The organism is Planktothrix paucivesiculata PCC 9631 (genome assembly GCF_900009265.2).
In the GTDB taxonomy this organism is placed as follows: Bacteria; Cyanobacteriota; Cyanobacteriia; order Cyanobacteriales; family Microcoleaceae; genus Planktothrix; species Planktothrix paucivesiculata.
Genome location: NZ_LR735022.1, coordinates 139,289 through 158,939 on the forward strand (window position 1 = coordinate 139,289; position 19,651 = coordinate 158,939).

At 39.0% G+C, this 19,651-nt stretch carries 14 protein-coding genes and 1 tRNA gene; 3 read left to right on the top strand and 12 right to left on the bottom strand.

Annotated features, from left to right (window positions below; all coding sequences use genetic code 11):
- Positions 1-30: 30 nt before the first annotated feature.
- The 3 genes from PL9631_RS19235 to remA all read right to left on the bottom strand — a co-directional run bounded on the left by PL9631_RS19235 (position 31) and on the right by remA (position 2,357).
- Positions 31-1,368 (bottom strand): GNAT family N-acetyltransferase, encoded by a 1,338-nt coding sequence (locus PL9631_RS19235; RefSeq protein ID WP_083622803.1) that lies wholly within the window; start codon positions 1,366-1,368, stop codon positions 31-33.
- Positions 1,369-1,378: 10 nt separating this feature from the next.
- Positions 1,379-1,936: a guanylate kinase gene (gmk, locus tag PL9631_RS19240; protein ID WP_083622805.1), complete on the bottom strand. Its 558-nt coding sequence runs from the start codon at positions 1,934-1,936 to the stop codon at positions 1,379-1,381.
- A gap of 154 nt (positions 1,937-2,090) precedes the next feature.
- A complete protein-coding gene (gene remA, locus PL9631_RS19245; RefSeq protein WP_026786051.1) occupies positions 2,091-2,357 on the bottom strand; it encodes an extracellular matrix/biofilm regulator RemA in 267 nt (88 codons plus the stop codon).
- Between the two features lie 311 nt (positions 2,358-2,668).
- Here remA and PL9631_RS19250 point away from each other — a divergent pair, with 311 nt between their 5' ends.
- Positions 2,669-3,640, top strand: a complete 972-nt coding sequence (locus PL9631_RS19250) for an NAD(P)-dependent alcohol dehydrogenase (protein WP_083622807.1) — start codon at positions 2,669-2,671, stop codon at positions 3,638-3,640.
- Between the two features lie 147 nt (positions 3,641-3,787).
- Here PL9631_RS19250 and mtnB read toward each other — a convergent pair whose 3' ends face one another.
- From mtnB to ppk1, 9 genes are all read right to left on the bottom strand, one after another.
- Positions 3,788-4,417: a methylthioribulose 1-phosphate dehydratase gene (gene mtnB / locus PL9631_RS19255; protein ID WP_083622809.1), complete on the bottom strand. Its 630-nt coding sequence runs from the start codon at positions 4,415-4,417 to the stop codon at positions 3,788-3,790.
- 42 nt (positions 4,418-4,459) lie between these two features.
- The gene (locus tag PL9631_RS19260) at positions 4,460-5,620 is read right to left on the bottom strand and encodes a RuBisCO large subunit C-terminal-like domain-containing protein (RefSeq protein ID WP_083622811.1); all 1,161 of its coding nucleotides are present in this window, start codon (positions 5,618-5,620) and stop codon (positions 4,460-4,462) included.
- A gap of 63 nt (positions 5,621-5,683) precedes the next feature.
- A complete protein-coding gene (locus PL9631_RS19265; RefSeq protein WP_083622814.1) occupies positions 5,684-6,256 on the bottom strand; it encodes a 1,2-dihydroxy-3-keto-5-methylthiopentene dioxygenase in 573 nt (190 codons plus the stop codon).
- A 146-nt stretch (positions 6,257-6,402) separates the two neighbouring features.
- Positions 6,403-9,753: a WD40 domain-containing protein gene (locus PL9631_RS19270; protein WP_156090633.1), complete on the bottom strand. Its 3,351-nt coding sequence runs from the start codon at positions 9,751-9,753 to the stop codon at positions 6,403-6,405.
- A gap of 200 nt (positions 9,754-9,953) precedes the next feature.
- Positions 9,954-11,777 (bottom strand): DUF4335 domain-containing protein, encoded by a 1,824-nt coding sequence (locus tag PL9631_RS19275; protein ID WP_083622818.1) that lies wholly within the window; start codon positions 11,775-11,777, stop codon positions 9,954-9,956.
- A gap of 23 nt (positions 11,778-11,800) precedes the next feature.
- The gene (locus tag PL9631_RS19280; protein ID WP_083622821.1) at positions 11,801-12,358 is read right to left on the bottom strand and encodes a DUF3038 domain-containing protein; all 558 of its coding nucleotides are present in this window, start codon (positions 12,356-12,358) and stop codon (positions 11,801-11,803) included.
- A 76-nt stretch (positions 12,359-12,434) separates the two neighbouring features.
- Positions 12,435-14,855 carry an endonuclease MutS2 gene (locus tag PL9631_RS19285; protein ID WP_083622823.1) on the bottom strand — a complete coding sequence of 807 codons (2,421 nt, stop codon included), beginning with the start codon at positions 14,853-14,855 and terminating at the stop codon, positions 12,435-12,437.
- A gap of 206 nt (positions 14,856-15,061) precedes the next feature.
- A complete protein-coding gene (locus PL9631_RS19290; RefSeq protein ID WP_083622825.1) occupies positions 15,062-15,511 on the bottom strand; it encodes an EVE domain-containing protein in 450 nt (149 codons plus the stop codon).
- A 5-nt stretch (positions 15,512-15,516) separates the two neighbouring features.
- The gene (gene ppk1 / locus PL9631_RS19295) at positions 15,517-17,673 is read right to left on the bottom strand and encodes a polyphosphate kinase 1 (RefSeq protein WP_083622826.1); all 2,157 of its coding nucleotides are present in this window, start codon (positions 17,671-17,673) and stop codon (positions 15,517-15,519) included.
- A 316-nt stretch (positions 17,674-17,989) separates the two neighbouring features.
- Between ppk1 and PL9631_RS19300 the strand changes: the two genes are divergently transcribed.
- A complete protein-coding gene (locus PL9631_RS19300; protein ID WP_083622828.1) occupies positions 17,990-19,450 on the top strand; it encodes a slr1306 family protein in 1,461 nt (486 codons plus the stop codon).
- A 101-nt stretch (positions 19,451-19,551) separates the two neighbouring features.
- Positions 19,552-19,622 (top strand) — tRNA-Gly (locus PL9631_RS19305).
- The last annotated feature ends 29 nt before the right edge of the window (positions 19,623-19,651 follow it).

Genomic DNA, 19,651 nt, shown 5'->3' on the forward strand with positions numbered 1-19,651 from the left:
TGTCTTTGTGGTTGTCTTTTTATCCCTTAATTAACATGAAACCCAAAACATTCCTTTAATCCCATTCGGGTCAGTAATAAACCCCAAACTATGATAGAAATTAACCGCTTTATTCCCGGCAAATAATGTAATATTTTCAATATTTTGCAATTGTAGCTGTTCTAAGGTATACTGAATTAAAGACTTTCCTAATCCTTGATTTTGAAACTTAGGATGAATCGCCACATCCCAAAGAGTCGCGTTATAAACATGATCGGAAACAGCCCGAGTAAACCCGATTAATTGTTTTTGGGTGGGGGTAACAAACCACAGGGTGACGACTAAAAAACTGTGTTCTAGGGCGATTTTCATGTGTTTGTGATCCCTAGTCATCCAATTGACGGCTTCAAAGAGTTGATCTAATTGGTTTAAGTCAAAATCAATATCGGTACTAAAAATAAAGGGTTCTAGTTGTTGATAGGTTGCTAAGGGAATATCAAAATTATTGGTACTGATATCAGTTGTTAGACCTTGATCATATTTAGACCATTTTTGGGAAGTTTTATCAATATTTTGATGTTGTAAATGAATTGCTGCTTCTAAGTCGTTTTTTTTCTGCAATAGAGTATTAAAATTTTCTGAAATAAAAATTTGATCAGGATAAAATTCTATCGCCATTTTATATAGTATTAAAGCGGCATTGATCAGATGTTTTTGTTGGAAAAAATCGGCAATTTTCAGCCACGCGCTTTGATTTTGACTTAAAAATTGAATAATACTTTGATATTCAGGATACTGTTGCTGATTTTGAATCACTTTTTGATAATGAGCGATCGCTAAATCAAACTTTTCAGGTAAATGATATTCTAGGACTTCCCCTAATTTAGTCGCAATTAATACAAAATCCTGTTCTTGATTGGTTTGATGCAGAATCACCAAACTTTTCCAATAATTAATAATCGCTAAATTCCATTTTTTTTGCTGAAATAAAACATCTGCTAAATTACAATATGACCAATGAAAATGGGGGTTTAATTGAATCGCTTTTCGATAAACATGAACCGCTTCTTCCCAATGTTTTAATTTTAATAATCCATTGCCTAAATTATGATAAGACCAGGAAAAATCAGGATTAAGTTCAATTGCATAGCGATAATTAATAATGGCATCTTGCCATTGTTCTTGTTTCAAAAAAACATCCGCTAAATGGTGATAAAACCAAGAACAATGGGGATTTAATTGGATCGCCTGACGATAATTGGCGATCGCGGCTTGCCATTGTTCTTGCTGATCATGCAAACGCCCTAAATTTGCATAGGATTCAGCCGATTTGATATCCCTTGCCATCACATTTAAAGAATCGGGTTTGAGCGGGTCTTCCTGGGGCATATTTTTGGGATTAAACAGCAGAATATAACACGGATTCTAGGCGTTTTAAGGCAAAATCCAAATCATCATTAATCACTTCAAAATCAAACTCATTAGCCGCGTCCATTTCCGATCTAGCTCGCATTAAACGCCGTCGAATGGCATCTTCAGAATCCTGACCTCTACCGCGTAAACGCCGTTCTAATTCATCAATAGAAGGGGGCATAATAAAAATCCGTAAAGCTGAGGGAAAAGTGGAACGAATTTGTCGAGCACCTTCTAACTCAATCTCTAATAAAACCGATATTCCCGCCTCAATTTTTTCCTTAACTGCTATTAAGGGAGTTCCATAACAATTCCCGGCAAATTCAGCCCATTCTAATAATTCTCCTGCTTCGATCATGTTTTGAAAATGAACACGATCAACAAAATAGTATTCTTGTCCATGGATTTCACCCTCGCGGGGAGAACGAGTGGTAACAGAAACGGATAAATGGAGTTCAGGATGATCTTTTAATAGGGAACGAACCAATGTTCCTTTTCCGACCCCACTAGGGCCTGTCATCACAATTAATCGGCCTTTTTTCATGATATTTTAATCACGTTAGACGGTTGCAAACAAAGTAATAGGGAATCCCTGATTTTCCCTTGAACCTGCTGATGGATTCAAGGAATTGAATCGGAATCTTTCTATCTTCTCATGCTATGCCAATGGAAACCAAGGGGAATACATAACAAATCCGTTAATCATCGCGGGAATTGCCGTCTTTGGTGGTCACAAAGCGGTGGGCAACGGTTTCCGGCTGAATTGCTGAGAGAATAACATGGCTAGAATCCGTGATAATCACCGCCCTAGTTCTGCGTCCGTAGGTGGCATCAACTAACTGTCCTCGCTCCCGAGCATCATTAATAATCCGCTTAATCGGGGCTGATTCAGGGCTGACAATGGCAATCACCCGATTAGCAGAGACAATATTACCAAAACCAATATTGATTAACTGAATATCCATAAAAATTGAATTGATAGGATTTGTCAAAGTTTTTTTCTACAATTCCATCATAGTTAAAATTTATCCGATTTACAACGCTTAATTCAGTAAAAAAAATATTTTTTATCTACTTGAGTTTGCATTATATTGTTAAATCAAATCTTAAAAACCAATTATTATAAATTATTTATTCGTGATCAATCATCAGTCTATTGCCCATTGCCTATTGTCAAAAATCTTATTTTTTAGGACGGATTTACACTGACTCTATTTATCCCCAGTTCTATAATTTTGTGTTAAGCTAACGGGTGTTAATCCCTAATTAATTGATTATGAAAGCTATTGTTATTCATCAATATGGGTCGCCCGATGTTCTTCGTTATGAAGATATTCCGACCCCAACAATTAAACCAGATCAAGTTTTAGTCAAAATTCATGCCAGTAGTATTAATCCTGTGGACTGGAAAATTAGACAGGGATTATTGCAACCCCTATCGGGCTACAATTTCCCCAAGGTTTTAGGCTCGGATTTAGCGGGGGAAGTGGTGGAAGTCGGTTCTCAGGTGACGCGCTTCCGGGTGGGAGATCAGGTTTATACCTTCGTTAACCCGTTATTTGGGGGTGCTTATGCGGAATATGTCGCTGTGCCTGCTGGGAATTTGACCTATAAACCTCAAAATATGACCTATGCCGAGGCTGCGACGGTTCCTATAGCTGGACTGACGGCGTTGCAGGGGTTATTAGATTTAGGTCAACTGCGACCCGGACAGAAGGTTTTGATTAATGGGGCGTCCGGCGGTGTGGGAACCTTTGCTGTGCAAATTGCTGTGGCCCTAAATGCCGAAGTCACGGGGGTTTGTGGGACTTCTAATGTTGATATTGTTAAACGTTTGGGAGCCCATACGGTGATTGATTACACCCAAGAGGATTTTACCCAACAGGACATTCAATACGATATTATTTTTGATGCGGTGGGGAAACAGTCCTTTTTTAATTGCGAAAAGATTCTACAATCCGATGGAATTTATATCTCAACTTTGCCCACAATTGATAATATGGGAGCCACCTTACAAACTTTATTTTTTGCGGGTAAAAAATCAAAATTAGTCCTAGCTCAACCGAGTTGCCGAGATTTAGACGCCTTGCGAGATTTAATTGAAGCGGGCAAAATTCAAACGGTAATTGATCGAACTTATCCCTTAAATGATCTAGCCGAAGCCCATACCTATAGTGAGATGGGCCGCACCGTTGGCAAAATTGCAATTACGGTGAATGAAGGGTTACAAACTATTAATATTGACTGATTGTTTTGGATCAGTTTGGCGGAGCAGGGGAGGCATGGGAAGCAGGGGAGGCAGTGGAGGCAGGGGAGGTAAACTCTTGCTATTACCCATTACCCATTACCCATTCCCCCTTCGTAATTCGTAATTCGTAATTCGTAATTCCTCCTATTAATGTTGAATATTCAATCCGGCTTGACGAGCCGCCACAATATAACGGAAAATATATTCTACTAATTCAATATGGTTTTCTGCGGCTTCTGGAGAATCTGCCCAAACTGTTACCCCATGATTTCTAATTAATAATGCTGGAACATCAGGAGAAGTTTGTTTAAACCGTTGAATAATATCTTCAGAAATTCGAGGTACTTGTAAATAGTTCTCAAAAACGGGTAGATAAACTTTAGGGTTTTCTTGCCAAATTCCCAACCCTTTTAACATCTCAATAGGCGGTAAAGGTAGTTGCTCATGATCAATAAAATTTGAGACTAATTTGGCTTCTACCGAATGCACATGATAACAGGCATTTGCTTCGGGAAACAAGGAATATATGGCTTGATGAATACTGGTTTCTGCCGATGGTTTATTATTCGGATCGGGATTTTCTAATATCTCTCCAGTGAGAGACATTCTAACAAAATCCTCTGTCACTAATTTACCTTTTTGTTTACCACTAGCAGTAATCCAAAAACTATTATCCGGCATTTTAGCCGAAAGATTTCCAGCCGTCCCTGCCATCCAACCCAGTTGATGAAATTGGCGAGACGCATATATTAAAGATTGACGGAGATCGGTGTTCATGATGAATTACGAATTAAGAATTAAGAATTACAAATTGGTCTTTCATCCCCATTTTTCCATCGCCTGTTTAAGAGAACCAGGGGGCATTTCCTTAACATCAAAGGGTAGACCCCGTTGATACCAGTCGAGGGCTTGGAAGAAGGCATTAACCCCCGCTCCTGGGCCGTTTGGATGTTCCATAATCCCCGTCCCGGCATTCAGAATTACGTCCTTCCCGTAGTCCGATAGGGCTTTGGGAACAATTCCGGGGTGAATTCCCGCCGAAGGGACAGGAAACACATTCCGCGATCGCAACTGCTCACAAATCCGCTTTTCTTCCCCTGGATCAAAGGGTAAACTGCCATAATGGGCGGGATATAAGACCGCATCCGCCCCAGCATGGGCCATTAAGGTTCCCAAAATTACGGAATAGGAAAAACCCGTATCCCCAGAGGCACATAACGCCCCCGCCAAGGCAGGATGGGCGAAAATTGGAACATTCACCTCTGGATCGGTGGCGAGGGCTTCTAAGACCGAAAAACCGTAGGTGAGAACATTTAATAATAGGGCATTTGCCCCTTCTTTAACTAAAATTCGGGCTTTTTCTAATAGGGTTTGGGCGTTTCCAGTAACATTAATAGCATACAAAACGGTGCGCCCGGTTTCTTGTTTAATTTGGTCTAAAATTGGACGACAAGCTCTTAATCTTTCCAGGGTGGGGGCGGTGTTTAAATCCCCCATAATTTCATCATCTTTAATAATATCTAATCCGGCTGTTGCAACTTCTTTTAAAATTGTAGCATGATCCTGGGCTGATAGTCCCAGGGCGGGTTTAAAGATTGCCATAATTAAGGGACGATCAAAAACTTGTAATTGTTGACGAATTCCTGATATGCCAAATTTTGCAACCCGACCATAATTTTTATCGAGTCTGACCGCAACTATTTTACCAACTCCAGCCATAGAATATTTGCCAAAAATCATCGTCAGTAAACTGGCTATATCATTTTCCACGTTAATTTCTGGAAATCTAACGGTTGCAATACTATAACCTTGTTCGTCGGTTTTAATATTAATAACTTCGGCTAAATGCGATCGCAAATTATCTTCCCGATGGCTAAATCTTTCATCCCAAGTTCCGGCGGTTTGTCCGATAGCAATGACTTTAGCCTGACGCAACGCATCAATATTAGGAGGAAAACGATAATCAACTTCAATGGTCATGGTTTTCTATTCTAGTAATTGTTATCATTGAAGTAGAGACGTTGTATACAACGTCTCTACAAATTAATTCAAAGCTAAGGTTTTTTTCGGTCTTCTGGAAAAAATTCTAATTTCAGTATCGGTATATTCAGGAGTCCAACCTTCGGTTGTGGTGAAATAACGAACCGCTTTAATTCGTCGAGTTTCTGTTAAATAAAACCAATGTTCTGTATGAGCCGGAACATTAATATATTCTTCAGCTTCAACGGTTAATTCTACTTGACTGCCATCGGGACGAATAAAGCCAAATACTCCTTCTCCATCAATAATATAACGGATTTCATTATCCGTATGAATATGACATTGTTCAAATTTTGCCAATAATGTTTCTAGGTTAGGAGTATCGGGGTTAAGGACAATTAAATCCCGGGACTGATAACCTGCTGTTTGTTTTAATTCTTCAAAATATTGATCTAAACTTTGCAGAACTTCTGCTTTTTCGTTATCGTTTAATGCAGGTTGATTCAACAATTTAAATAATTCTGAATCTGTACCGACAGACCAATGGTTTAAATGAATATTCAGACCAGCTAATTCTCGCTGAATTTCATCGAGTTGAGTGTAAACTGTTCCGTCTTCTAACTGTAAAACTGCCATATTTTACCTCCGCAGTATGAACCGTTTTAAGCCATTAACTATTATATAGCAAGTCTGAATTAATTGTATAAAATCATGAGCAAGATTATTGAACCCAGGTTTTTCTTACTTAGTGTGCCACAGATTAGGAAAGTTGATACATAGCTTCACGAAAACGTTTTAGGATATTGTAATAAATAATCTTCTAACCATTGATATCCCGCAGCTAACTGATCTTCTAATCCTCTCCATAGCCTTACTGTACCATCAGTGAAAGCGATCGCTAATAAACTTCCATCTGAGCTAAAATTAACACAAGACGCTGGATTTTTCAGGCGAAATTGTTGAAGTTCCTGACCTTCTAATGTCCATAATCGAACAATACCATCTTCACAAACTGTAGCCATTAATTGGCTATTAAAACTCAGATTAATAATTGGAGAAGTAGGAGGATTGTAAAATCTTTGAATCTCTTTACCTTGAAAAGTCCAGAGACAAATTAAACCATCTTCTGAGGTAGTAGCTAGACAATCACTATCTGTACTAAAACTCATCATTCTAATTTTTTGGGGAGGGTAAAACTGTTGAATTTCTTGCCCTTGAAGATTCCATAAACGGGCAATGCCATCACCTGAAATTGTAGACATTAATTGACCATCTGAGCTAAATTTAATCCCCCATACCCAACTGGGATGGTGAAATTTTTGCAGTTCTTGACCCTGCCAATCTACGAGGTGAACTGTTCCATTGACTGAAGCAATGGCTAACCAATACTGACTGGTACTAAAACTTAAACAAACTAGCGGACTTTCACAAGAAAATTGTCGAAGTTCTTGACCCTGAAGATTCCATAAATAAGCAATTCCATCCCCAGAAATTGCGGCTATGAACTGACTATCATAACTAAAACTTACACTGGTTAACCAAATGGGATGATGAAACTGTTGGATTTTTTCACTTTCACGATTAAATAAATGTAGAAACCCCTTACTGGTTGTAGTAGCTAAGGTTGTAGTAGCTAATAACTGACAATCTGGACTAAAAGTAACACTTCTGATTGGGCCTTGAGAGAAAAAAGGCTGTACTTTTTGATGTTGGATTTCCCAAAGGCGTGCTATCCCATCCACTGAAGTTGTTGCTAATTGTTTACCATCAGGACTAAAACTTAAATTTGTTACCCAGTTTTGATGAGGAAACTGCTGAATTTCTTGACCTTCTATATTCCAGAGGTAAGCATTTCCATTCCCAGAAGCTGTGGCTAAATATTGACCATCAGGACTAAATTGCACACTCATAACCCAGTTTTGATGATAAAACTGTTTAATTTCCTCACCTTGCAGATTCCATAGATGAACAATACCATCTACCGAAGCTGTCGCCAAGAATTGCTCAGATGGACTAAAACTTAGGCTAGTTATTTGATTTTGATGAGAAAATAATTGAATTTCTTCACCTTGTAAATTCCATAAACGAGTAGTATGATCTTCTGAAGCCACTGCCAAAAATTGGCTATTGGGACTAAAACTAATACTTGTTAATGCACTTGGATAATGCCATTGTTTAATTTGATTTCGTTCTAAATTCCATAAACAAACTTGACCATCTAGGGAAGCGGTAGCTAAGAATTGATGATCAGGACTAAAATGTAAGCTTCTTACAGAAATACCATGATAAAGTCGGTTAATTTCTTGAGTTTTTAAATTCCATAAATTAACGCCATCATCATCAGCAATGGCTAACAACTCACCATCACGACTAAAATCAATACTCCAAATTGCACTTGAATGGCAGAACTGTTTGATTTTTTTACCTTGTAAATTCCAGAGTTGAACCATACCCTTTAATGTAGCGGTTGCTAACAACTGACCATCTGGACTAAAACAAACACATCGTAAAGCGTCTTGACTGGGAAAGTGATTTCTTTCGCTAATATCATCAAGAATTTTATGAAGTGCAACTAAAGGTTGTAGTGTTGGATAGTCTCCTAATGGAATATTGTTAACTAATTGTTTTAAATCTTTTGCGGCTTTAATTGCTAAAATCAAGGCTTCTAATTGAGCGTTTGGAAATTTTTGTAAGGCTTCAGAAGATTGACGTTCTAATCGGATAATTTCTCTGGCTTCTAATAACAAATGTTCGGCTTTTTGTTTGGCTTCTGATAAAATTACTTGAGCTTCTTGTTGAACTTCTAAATTTTTTTGCTGACTGGCTGAAAGAAACTGATAATCCATATCACTTAAACTTTTTCCTTTTGTCCAAACTAAAGCATCTTGAAGGGCTTGACCTCGTAAAAGTCGAGACTCATCTTGGCTATCTGAAGCTAACCAAGCTTCAATCGATTCAGAATAAGGTCTTAATTTTCCTAATTCTTGCCTAATCCAATTCAGGTTAAAAACTTCTCTATAAATCTGATTAAAAATAGTTAACTTTTCACCTTTTTTAGTGACCAATCCTGATAATCTTAATTCTGTTTCTTCTAAACTTCCATGCCTATTAATTTCATCTGTTTTTTTAATTAATCCCTCACTAGAGTTATAATTGATAAAGTTTTCTTGTGTTATAACTTTTTGATAAAATCCCAAAAGTAGTCCTGCTCGCTGTTTATTATAAAGGAGACGATCTCGAATGGTTCGTAAGTGTTCCGGTTCATCTTGGGATTCCCAATTTTTAATGAAATGATTATAAACAAGGTTAGCAACCCATTCTCTTTCCAGTTCGGACGCTAAAGATGGTAAATTTTTTTCAATTAAATAACAAAGCTTTTGAGTTAAAAATGGTTGCCCTGATGTCCAATTTAATACTTCTTGAATCACGGCTTCAGGATTTTCAACTTTTCCAGTTAATCCTGTTATTAAATTTTTAGCCTCATGAATCTGAAATCCATTTAACTTAATTGCTTTACCAATATTAAAGGGGGTTCGAGTTTTATCTTGAATAAGATCTCCGGGTGTTGCTACTCCTAAAATAGCAAAAGATAAATTACGATAAGTGGGGAGATCTGGTCGTTGATTGTAGCAGGAACGGATTAAAGCAAAAAAATCATCAACTGAAAAATTCAAGCTGAGAATGCTATCAATTTCATCAATAAAAATAATTAATTTTTGATTGATATTTTGCAATAATATTGTCTCAATAAATTTATGTAATCGGTTAACATAAGATAGTCGTTGATTTTTCTCCCACCAAGTATCGAGATCAAAGGTATTATATAAATCTAAACTGCTGGCAAGACTATCAATAATTCCTGCATACCATTGTTCTAAAGTAATCCCTGAAGTTCCAATGGCGGTTAAATCAATTGCAGCACATCTAATACCATCTGCTTGTAGGCGTTGCATTGTTTTTACCCGCAAGCTAGATTTCCCCATTTGTCGTGCATTGAAAACATAACAAAATTCTCCCGCTTTTAAAGCTTGATATAAATCCTCATCTGCTTGTCTTTTGACGTATGTTGGTGCGTCAGAAGTAAGACTGCCACCGACTTGATAAAAATCTGTTAGTTGAGAATCATTCAGCATAAATTTTAATAAAAAAGCACTTTTTACACTTGATTTTTGAATGGTGTTGACCAAACCATAACTAATATCAATAAAATTAACATTTTTTTCGATTTTTTCAATCTCTCTCGGGATTTAGCAAGCTAAACCTACTATTTGTACAACTTACTAAGTGCTAAAAAAAGGCAGATAATGGAAATTCAAAACACAATTAGGATTAATTAATTCAACGATTCTAAAAACGCCTGAACACTCCCATCCGGCTGTAAAACCAAACGAATTTTAGGCATTTTTCCTGATGCCAAAGGAGAAACAAAAGGTTTCCCGATTTCTGGAAAATCCAATTGTTTTTGACGATTAACCGCAGGTTGACCCACGGGGATAATACTCTGCAAAGATCCATCGGCATTGAGTTTTAAACTATATTGCAACGTGCGTTTTAAATTTTTGGGAGGATACCAGATTTTTTGAAAATAGTTTCTGACTTCACTCACTTGCGGAATTTGATCAAAGAGGGTGGTATCCTGTTGACGAGTGGCGGCAATTGTGGGCGGGCGTTTATCCAGTTGAGCCAAATAATTCTGTTCATCTGGGTCGGAATTTTCTGGCGAAGAATTTGAGGAATTTTCCGCAGAAGGTACATTTAAAATCACCGGAGGAGCCGCATTTTTTAAGGTGGGTAATTGAATCGTTTGGGGTGCAAAAATTACCGGGGGAGAGGGGGGCGCGACTTGGGTAGGAGCCACGGCTAGGCGGGGTGGGGACGGGGGTACGGTGGCCGTTAAGGGCGGCGGTGCGGGGGGTACATACCCATCTGTCACCGGAGAGTCCTGGGGAATAATAACGAACCCATCGGGTGCGGGTTGCAGGTCGGGTATGGCTTGGGGGGTTGTCGGGTTCGGAAACAGAGGGGCGGGAATGGGCAGGGGGGGCGTATTGACGGGGGGGAAATTGGGAGCAACCTTAATCTGAATCGGAGGGGCAGACGGGACGGGAAGCGGCGCCAAGGTGGGTGGAGGGGGTAAGGGAACCAGATTTGGGGGCGGAATTTTAACGGTTTGTGAGGGTTTGGGGGCGGTTTGATTTTGGGGTTGTCGATAGAGATTGATTAGTCTAATTGTCCCAGTTAAACAGCCAATAGAAATAGCAATAAATAAAATTGTTTTTAACCATTCGGGGCTGGTTTTTTCTAGGGATTTTAGATTGGATAAATTTGGGGATTCGGTAATATATTCTTCTAAAGCAGCCGACAGATCAAATAGTTGTAAAATGCTTAAATGAATAAATATATCGGTAGGATTTTTAGCTAAGTTTCCTAAGAATAAGTCATGGTATAATAAGCNGACGGGAAGCGGCGCCAAGGTGGGTGGAGGGGGTAAGGGAACCAGATTTGGGGGCGGAATTTTAACGGTTTGTGAGGGTTTGGGGGCGGTTTGATTTTGGGGTTGTCGATAGAGATTGATTAGTCTAATTGTCCCAGTTAAACAGCCAATAGAAATAGCAATAAATAAAATTGTTTTTAACCATTCGGGGCTGGTTTTTTCTAGGGATTTTAGATTGGATAAATTTGGGGATTCGGTAATATATTCTTCTAAAGCAGCCGACAGATCAAATAGTTGTAAAATGCTTAAATGAATAAATATATCGGTAGGATTTTTAGCTAAGTTTCCTAAGAATAAGTCATGGTATAATAAGCCATCGGGTTTAATTTTAATTTCTGAGTTGGTTTCGTCAAAAAGAACAAAGGATGGGGTGTTTTCAGTGGAAGATTTTAGGGAAACTGTTGCAGGTTCACGGGTTGAATTGGGGGCGAAATTCAGAAAATTTTGAATATAATTTTTAATGACTTGAGAGAGGGTTTCTAGTTGATTGCGATCGCCCTCAATGGTAACATGATCCGCATCGGGTAAACGGGGATCATCAAAGCAGAGTTTAAATTTAAACTGTTCTAAAATGGGTTGTTGTTTCAGGCGAGAGATGAAAGGACGTTTCGCCTGGACTTCTAGGGTACAAGTGGGGGGAGTATAGCGTCGAATAATCATCATAATGGTGAACCGTTAACAATGGATTAAACTGGGGACTCTATTAAAGTTAACCATAATTGTTGATGGCTATCAGGTTTACTATAAAATAATAAGTCAATTAGTAATTTAATGGCTAGGGTGTCACGGTCTAGGGGGGATTGAGGATGTTGGGTCATCCACTGTTGATAACTTTGATTAAATGTGTCTAAATAGTCCCGCAGCAAAGTCACTTGACGAAAATCTGTTTTTTGTTGTGCCATTTGTTCGACTAAACCCAAGGCTCGGCGAATTAAAATTTGATCCTGTTGAGCAATATAACAAATAATCAGAACCAGCGATCGCATTTCTTCAACGGATAAGGGATTAGTTTCTGATTTTTTTTCTAATAATTTAATTTTATCAGGAACATTCGGCTCTAATTTTAATAGGTTTCCAACTTGTAAAATAGTTTCTAAAGGAATACCAATCAGGGCTTCAATTGCCAATAATAATATCTGAATTTGAACCGTGATTTTTCCCCATTGTTGGGGTTGGGGTTGCGGTTCTAAATCATATCTATTTGGATTAGATTTTTGATCATTAATAAAATCTGAATTTAGCATTTTCAAGATTTCCTATTATATCCGAGAAGATCCCCCTAAATCCACATTAAAAAGGGGGACTTTGAGCTAATTCCTATTACCCTAAATAAGCAATTGTAACACCAATACCGCCATCATTAGGGGATGCTAATTCAAATCGCTCTACTAAAGGATGGGTTTCTAAAAATTCGTGAACTCCTTTTCTCAGTTGTCCCGTTCCCTTCCCATGAATAATCCAAATTGCCCCAAAATCATGAATTTGACCTAACATTCGATCAAGTTCACTTTCTGCTTCTGAAATGCGTTTTCCCCGCAGATCAATGGTATTATTAGAGGTTCTAACAATAGGTCTTTCGGGTTTGGTTTCTTTTTCGGGAATGGGTTCTCTTTTCCGTTCTGCGGGTTTAGGAATCGTGGGTTTTAATCCGTCTAAAGATTCAATTTCTCCCAAACCCACGGTCATTTTCATCATCCCAAATCTGACGGTAATTTGACCTTCTGGTGTGGGTTCATTTAGCACTTCTGCGGTTTGACCAAAACGGGGTATTCTAATCCGATCGCCCACCTTGGGTTTAAACTCTGGGGGAAGTTTTGGGGTAGCTTTTTTAGAGGGTAAATACTGCCCGGCAATTTGGTTTAAAGCTTCCGTTGCTTGGGTGGTATCTTGACCTGTTGGTGTCCCTTGTTGTAAGCGATGAATCACTTTTGCAATTTCAGCTTTGGCTTGAATTAATGTTTCTTGAATTGCCTTTTCTTGAATTTGTTTTAACTCCCGTTCTCGTTCTTTTAAATTTGCTGATTTTTGAGCTAATTCCTGATGCAAACGTTCCGTATCTTTTAACAGTTGACCCGCCGCTTGAGCTTTGGTTTCCTGTTGACGGCGTTGAGCTTCTAAACCGGCAATAACTTGATTGACTTCCTCGGAACTTTCCCCCACATAACCCGCCGCTTGTTCGACAATTTCTGGGTTTAATCCTAACCGTTTGGCAATGGTTAAGGCATTAGAACGCCCGGGAATTCCCCATAATAATCGATAGGTAGGTTGTAGGGATTGTTCATCGAATTCAACGGAGGCATTTTCAAATCTTTCATCTTCATATTTTAAGGATTTCAGTTCTCCAAAGTGAGTAGTTGCTATGGTTAATAAGGCATGATTAGCTAAGTATTGTAAAAGGGCGATCGCTAAGGCACTCCCTTCGGTGGGATCAGTTCCTGCGCCTACTTCATCTAATAAAATTAAACTCGATGAACGGATTTCAGGTTGAGGATTAATCGCTGCTAAAATTCGGCTAATTCGGCGAATATGACCGGAGAATGTGGATAGATTTTGTTCAATGGATTGTTCATCTCCAATATCGGCTAAAACCTGATCAAACCAAGGAATTTCAACGGGTTCTCTGGCGGGAATAAATAACCCGACTTTTGCCATTAATGCCGCTAATCCAATGGTTTTTAAAGTAACAGTTTTACCTCCAGTATTCGGCCCGGTAATCGCTACAACTTTAATTTTTGGATGGACGACAACATCAATGGGAACAACGGGAAATCCCTGTTCATGTTGTTGTTGCCAAACTAATAAAGGATGACGAAGTTGTCTTAAATTAATAGAGTTTGAAGTTGAATCTTCGGATGATTCTAAATTAATAAAATGGGGAGGATTGGCTTCTAACCACAGACTATAACGGGCTTTAGCCACGGCTAAATCTAGGGCTGTGACAATCGCCAATAATCGTTCTAAATCGGGTTTAACTGCCCCAACTTGTTCACTCAATCCCTGTAAAATAATATCTTCTTCAGCCTTTTCTAGTCGTTGAATTTGTCGGAGTTGGTTATTAAGCTCAATGGTGGCTTTTGGCTCAATATATAAGGTCGCCCCTGTTGTTGAGCTATCATGAACAATCCCGGGAATCACATCTTTTTGAGAAGCTTTAACCGGAATGACAAAGCGATCGCTTCTTTGGGTAATTAATTGTTCTTGAACGGCGTTAGATTTGCGTTGAATAATATGTTGCAAAATCCCATAAACCCGATCTTTAATACTTCGTAATTGTCCCCGAATTTGTCCTAATTTTATACTAGCTCGGTCTGCCACATCTCCCCGCTCATCAATGCAGCGATGAATTTCCTGTTCTAGTTCGGGATAGGTTCTTAATTCTGAGACTAATTCTGTGATTATCGGAATGTCGGAATGATTATTAATCAGCCGCCGTAACTGTCTGGCTCCGGCTAAAGTTGTGGCAATGGCCAATAGTTCATTTCCTGATAAGATTCCATGGCGTTCTACCCGTTCTAAATAAACACTAATATCTTCAATTCCTTCAAATTTTAAACCATTTTGTCGCAGTTCTAATTGATAGGTTTCTTGAGTTTGGGCGAGGAGTTGCCGGGTTTGGTCAAGGGTCGTGGGAATGTGTAAATGCTGCGCCGCCACCGCAGCCAGTTTAGTCGCTGTAAAGGTGGATAAATGACGACATAACCGTTGCCATTCCAGTAGTTCTAAGGTTTCTGTTTGAATCAATGCCTCAAGATTTAAAAGTGTAATGTTAGTATACTACATTATTGTAACCGGTTTGGAGATTTTCTGCAATCCCCAAATAATCAATCATCAGTTGTAGGGGCGAGTTCATCGAGATTTAGGTGATTAACAAATATCTAACAAAACCCGCCCGCGACCCGTCATCACAGTTAATTACCCATGCGTAATTTGTAATTCGTAATTCGTAATTATTTCAACCTTAAAATTCTCTCAGCAACGGATGGTAAAACAGGCATAACAGATAAACGATTTCCCCGTTTAACAACGCCAAATTCATCAGGATTAAAGATTTGTTTGAGATTCTCTAAACTAATAATAGCAGAAAATTGTTCCACAAATTCGACTTTTACCGTATACCATCGGGGAGAATTTAGCGTTGCTTTAGGGTCAAAATAGGGGCTATTAACATCAAATTGGGTCGGGTCAGTTAGGTTATTTTCAATGATTTTAGCTAATCCCACAATCCCCGGAGGTTTAGTATTAGAATGATAAAAAAACGCTAAATCTCCGATTTGCATTTGTTTGAGGAAATTCCGGGCTTGATAATTTCTCACCCCATCCCAAATCGAAGTTTTATCCTCTTTTAAATCTGCAATACTATACACATCCGGTTCTGATTTAATTAACCAATAATTCATGATTTCTAACTTTTTAAAGCATTTTCCATAAAGATATCATGGGCGATTAACTCTGGACTATTTTCTGCGGGATGACGTTGAATATATTGACCATCGGGCTGTAAATCCCAGGCTTTGCGATTATCAGATAACATAATCCCTAAAATTTCTTCTAACTCCTTAGCAATATCAGGATCTTTAATCGGAGTCACCGCTTCAACCCGACGATTTAAGTTGCGAGACATCCAATCTGCTGAACCAATATAAACCTCCTCCTGTCCACCATTATAAAAATAGAAAATTCGAGAATGTTCTAAAAATCGTCCGATAATACTAATCACCTTAATATTATCACTAATTCCCTCTAAACCCGGGCGCAAACTACAGGTTCCCCGGACAATTAAATCAATCCCCACTCCCGCTTGAGATGCCTCATATAATGTAGCAATAATTTCCGGGTCAACTAAGGAATTAAGTTTAGCCACGATTCGCCCAGTTTTCCCTTGATTTGCCTGTTCGATTTCCCGACGAATTAACCCTAAAAATTGTTTTCGCATATTCACCGGAGCAACTAACAGTTTACGATAGGACTGTTGGCGAGAATATCCGGTTAAGAAATTGAATAAATCCGTTAAATCTGCTCCTAAATCTGGACAGGCACTTAATAATCCCAAATCCGTATATAGTTTAGCTGTTTTATGATTATAATTTCCCGTGCCAATATGAACATAACGGCGAATTTTATCCTGTTCCTGACGTACAACCATGACAATTTTAGTATGAGTTTTTAAACCCACTAAACCATAAACAACATGAACCCCCGTTTGTTCTAATTTTTTTGCCCATTGGATATTATTTTCTTCATCAAATCGGGCTTTTAATTCCACTAAAACGGCAACCTGTTTGCCATTTTCCGCCGCGTTAATTAAAGCAGTAATAATCGGAGAATCCCCGGAAGTGCGATATAATGTCATTTTAATTGCTAAGACATTGGGATCATGGGCGGCTTGATTAATAAACTCTTGAACGGTGGCGGAAAATGAATGGTAAGGGTGATGAACTAAGACATCTTTTTGGCGTAAAATTGCAAAAATATCCTTTTCATCAGTTTCTGAATTAGACGGAATCACATCTTCACTGTCTTTCATCCAACGGGGTAAAACGGCAGTCCAAGGTTTATCCTTTAATTCGGGTAAGGGTAAACTCAGAAAAGACATTAAATCCCGTAACCCCATCAACCCATCCACGGTATAAATATCTTCCGGTTCTAACTCTAATTCATCGACTAATAAATCCCGTAAATAGTCGGGTATTGAACTATTTATTTCCAGACGCACCACAGACCCACCGACTCGACGTTTGCGTAATTCTTGTTCAATAGCTAATAATAAATCATCCGCTTCATCTTCTTGCACGGCTAAATCCGCATCCCGAGTAATCCTAAAAATATAATAATCTTGTATATCCATACCCGGGAATAGGGATTCTAAATTATGGGCAATGACTTGACCAATGGGAATACCAACCCAAGGAGAAAATTCTCCATTTTCTTGGACTCGTAATTCCTTGGGTAAGGAAATAAATCGAGGTAAAGAACTCGGAACTTTTACCCGGGCAAATAATTCTTCTTTGGTTTCAGGGTTTCTGAGAACAACAGCTAAATTTAAACTCAGATTAGATAAATAGGGAAAGGGATGGCTGCGGTCAATGGCTAAGGGGGTTAAAACCGGAAAAATTCCCTCATCAAAATAATTTTTTAAATAAGTTCTTTGTTCTTGATTTAGATCGATATAACTTAATAAATGAATCCCATTTTGAGCTAATTCAGGTCTAATTTGTTGTTCAAAATATTGATGCTGTTCAGTTACCATGGGTAACAGGCGTTCATGGATTGCATTCAGTTGTTCTTGTGGAGTCCGACCATCGGCGGTAACTTTATTAACTTGGGCTTCAATTTGCCGTTTAATTCCAGCCACTCGCACCATAAAAAATTCGTCTAAATTAGAACTAAAAATAGCTAAAAATTTTAACCTTTCTAATAAAGGAGTTCGGGGATCTAAGGCTTCTGCTAAGACCCGACGGTTAAATTCTAACCAACTGAGTTCCCGACTAAAGTAATATTGAGGATCTTGAAGATTAATGTCTTTGGTAATTTTTGGCTCTGTTTTTTTAGGTTTGGACATGATTTGAGGCCAGGTGGGTATAAGTTAGACTTAATCTCTATTGTAATTCTGAATGGTTAAAATTGTAAAAAATTTAGTCAATATTTAGAAATGGGGGTAAATCTTAGGTTAACAAATGTTTAAATAACTTTTTTCAACTGATTTATTAAGGTAAATTGGTTCTTAAAAAATACTTAATATAGCTCGTTTAAATCATTAAGTTCCCGAATGCTGACAAGCCGATCCGTTGTGATGATTTTTAACGAAAATTCCACAATTTGCCCGAGTCGAAGTACCATGGAAATAAGGGTTAATTGATGCGTTGGCGGAGGATAAAATGGCAGTTAAATTGGAGCGTCCAGTTTTAATCGGGGGAGTCGGACTTTCTTTGGGTCTGTGGTTGTTGGGAAGTGTTCAACAGTCCGCTTCTGAATTCGGACAAATCGTGCTATTCGGTTTAGCCTTGGGAAGTGCCGGACTATGGTGGTTTAAGCAACAAAAAACCGAGCCTTTGCCGGAGTTAGCCTCTGTAACACCTTTAAATCAGGAGCAAGTGGAAAAAGCGATCGCCCAAACCCAAAGCCTGATCGCTCGTTTGATCACCGAATCCCCCACTCAAAATAGCCGTTTAGAAGCCCTAGAACAGCAAGGGAATCAACTCAACAGCCAACTGCAACGCCCAGCCCTACGGGTCGCCATTGCGGGCAACAAAGGCACGGGAAAAACCGCCTTGTTACAACGGTTAGAGTCCGACTGGCTATCCCAAAACCCTCAGACGATTAGTTTGATGGAAATTTCCACCCCGGAACTTGATGGGGCGCTGCCCGATTTAATCTTGGCAGATCTGGTTTTATTTGTGACCGCCGGAGATTTAACCTATCCTGAGTTTAAAGTAATATCGGAATGGGTGGCAAATCACCATCGTTTAATTTTAGTTTGGAATAAACAAGATCAATATTTAGTCGGCGATCAACCGATGATTTTACAGCAGTTGAAAACCACATTAGCGGGGGTATTGTCCTCGGAAGATATTGTGGCGATCGCCGCCTCTCCCGGTGAGCTAAAAGTGCGTCAACATCAAGATGATGGCACAGTTCAAGAATGGTTAGAACCGCAATTACCTATCCTTGATTCTGTAGTCAATCGTCTCAATTCTATTTTAAGTCAAGAACAACAAACATTAGTATTAGCAACCACCCATCGGGAAGCCTTAGAATTGCAACGGCAAGCCAAAGAAATTTACAACCAATTCCGTCGAGAACAGGCTTTACCCTTGATTGAAAAATATCAATGGATTGCAGCGGCGGCAACGATTGCTAATCCGGTTCCGGCCTTGGATATGTTAGCAACGGCGGCCGTTAATGCCCAATTGGTGATGGATTTGGGGGCAATTTATGAGCAGAAATTCTCCCTGAAACAAGGTCAAGAGGTTGCCACAACTATTAGCGCCCAGATGTTGAAATTAGGATTTGTGGAAATCTCCACCCAAACCCTAACCTCGTTATTGAAAACGAATACCGCGACCTTTATCGCCGGAAGTTTGGTACAGGGGGTGAGCGCGGCTTATTTAACCCGAATTGCCGGGTTGAGTTTAATTGAGTATTTCCAAGCCCAGTCCCTGCTGTTAGAAGCGACTGACAATCCCAGTTTGAATTGGGATAGTCTCAAGAAAAGCCTACAAACCGTATTCCAGCAAAATCAACAGGCCAATTTGTTACAGTCTTTTGTCAAACAGGCTCTCAATTATCTGGCGGTGCAGTTCAAACCTAAGCAAACCGTTGAATCGTCGCTGTCTTAGGTCGTTTTGGTGGTAGTATTTCCCAGTCCTCAAAAAAACTTTGAGAACTGGGGTTTACATTTCTGAAGTTTATGCTATAGTTAGAAATTGTGACAGACAACGCGGGTGTAGTTTAGTGGTAAAACTATAGCCTTCCAAGCTATTAATGCGGGTTCGATTCCCGCCACCCGCTTTACCAAATACTAAATATAGATAATAGTT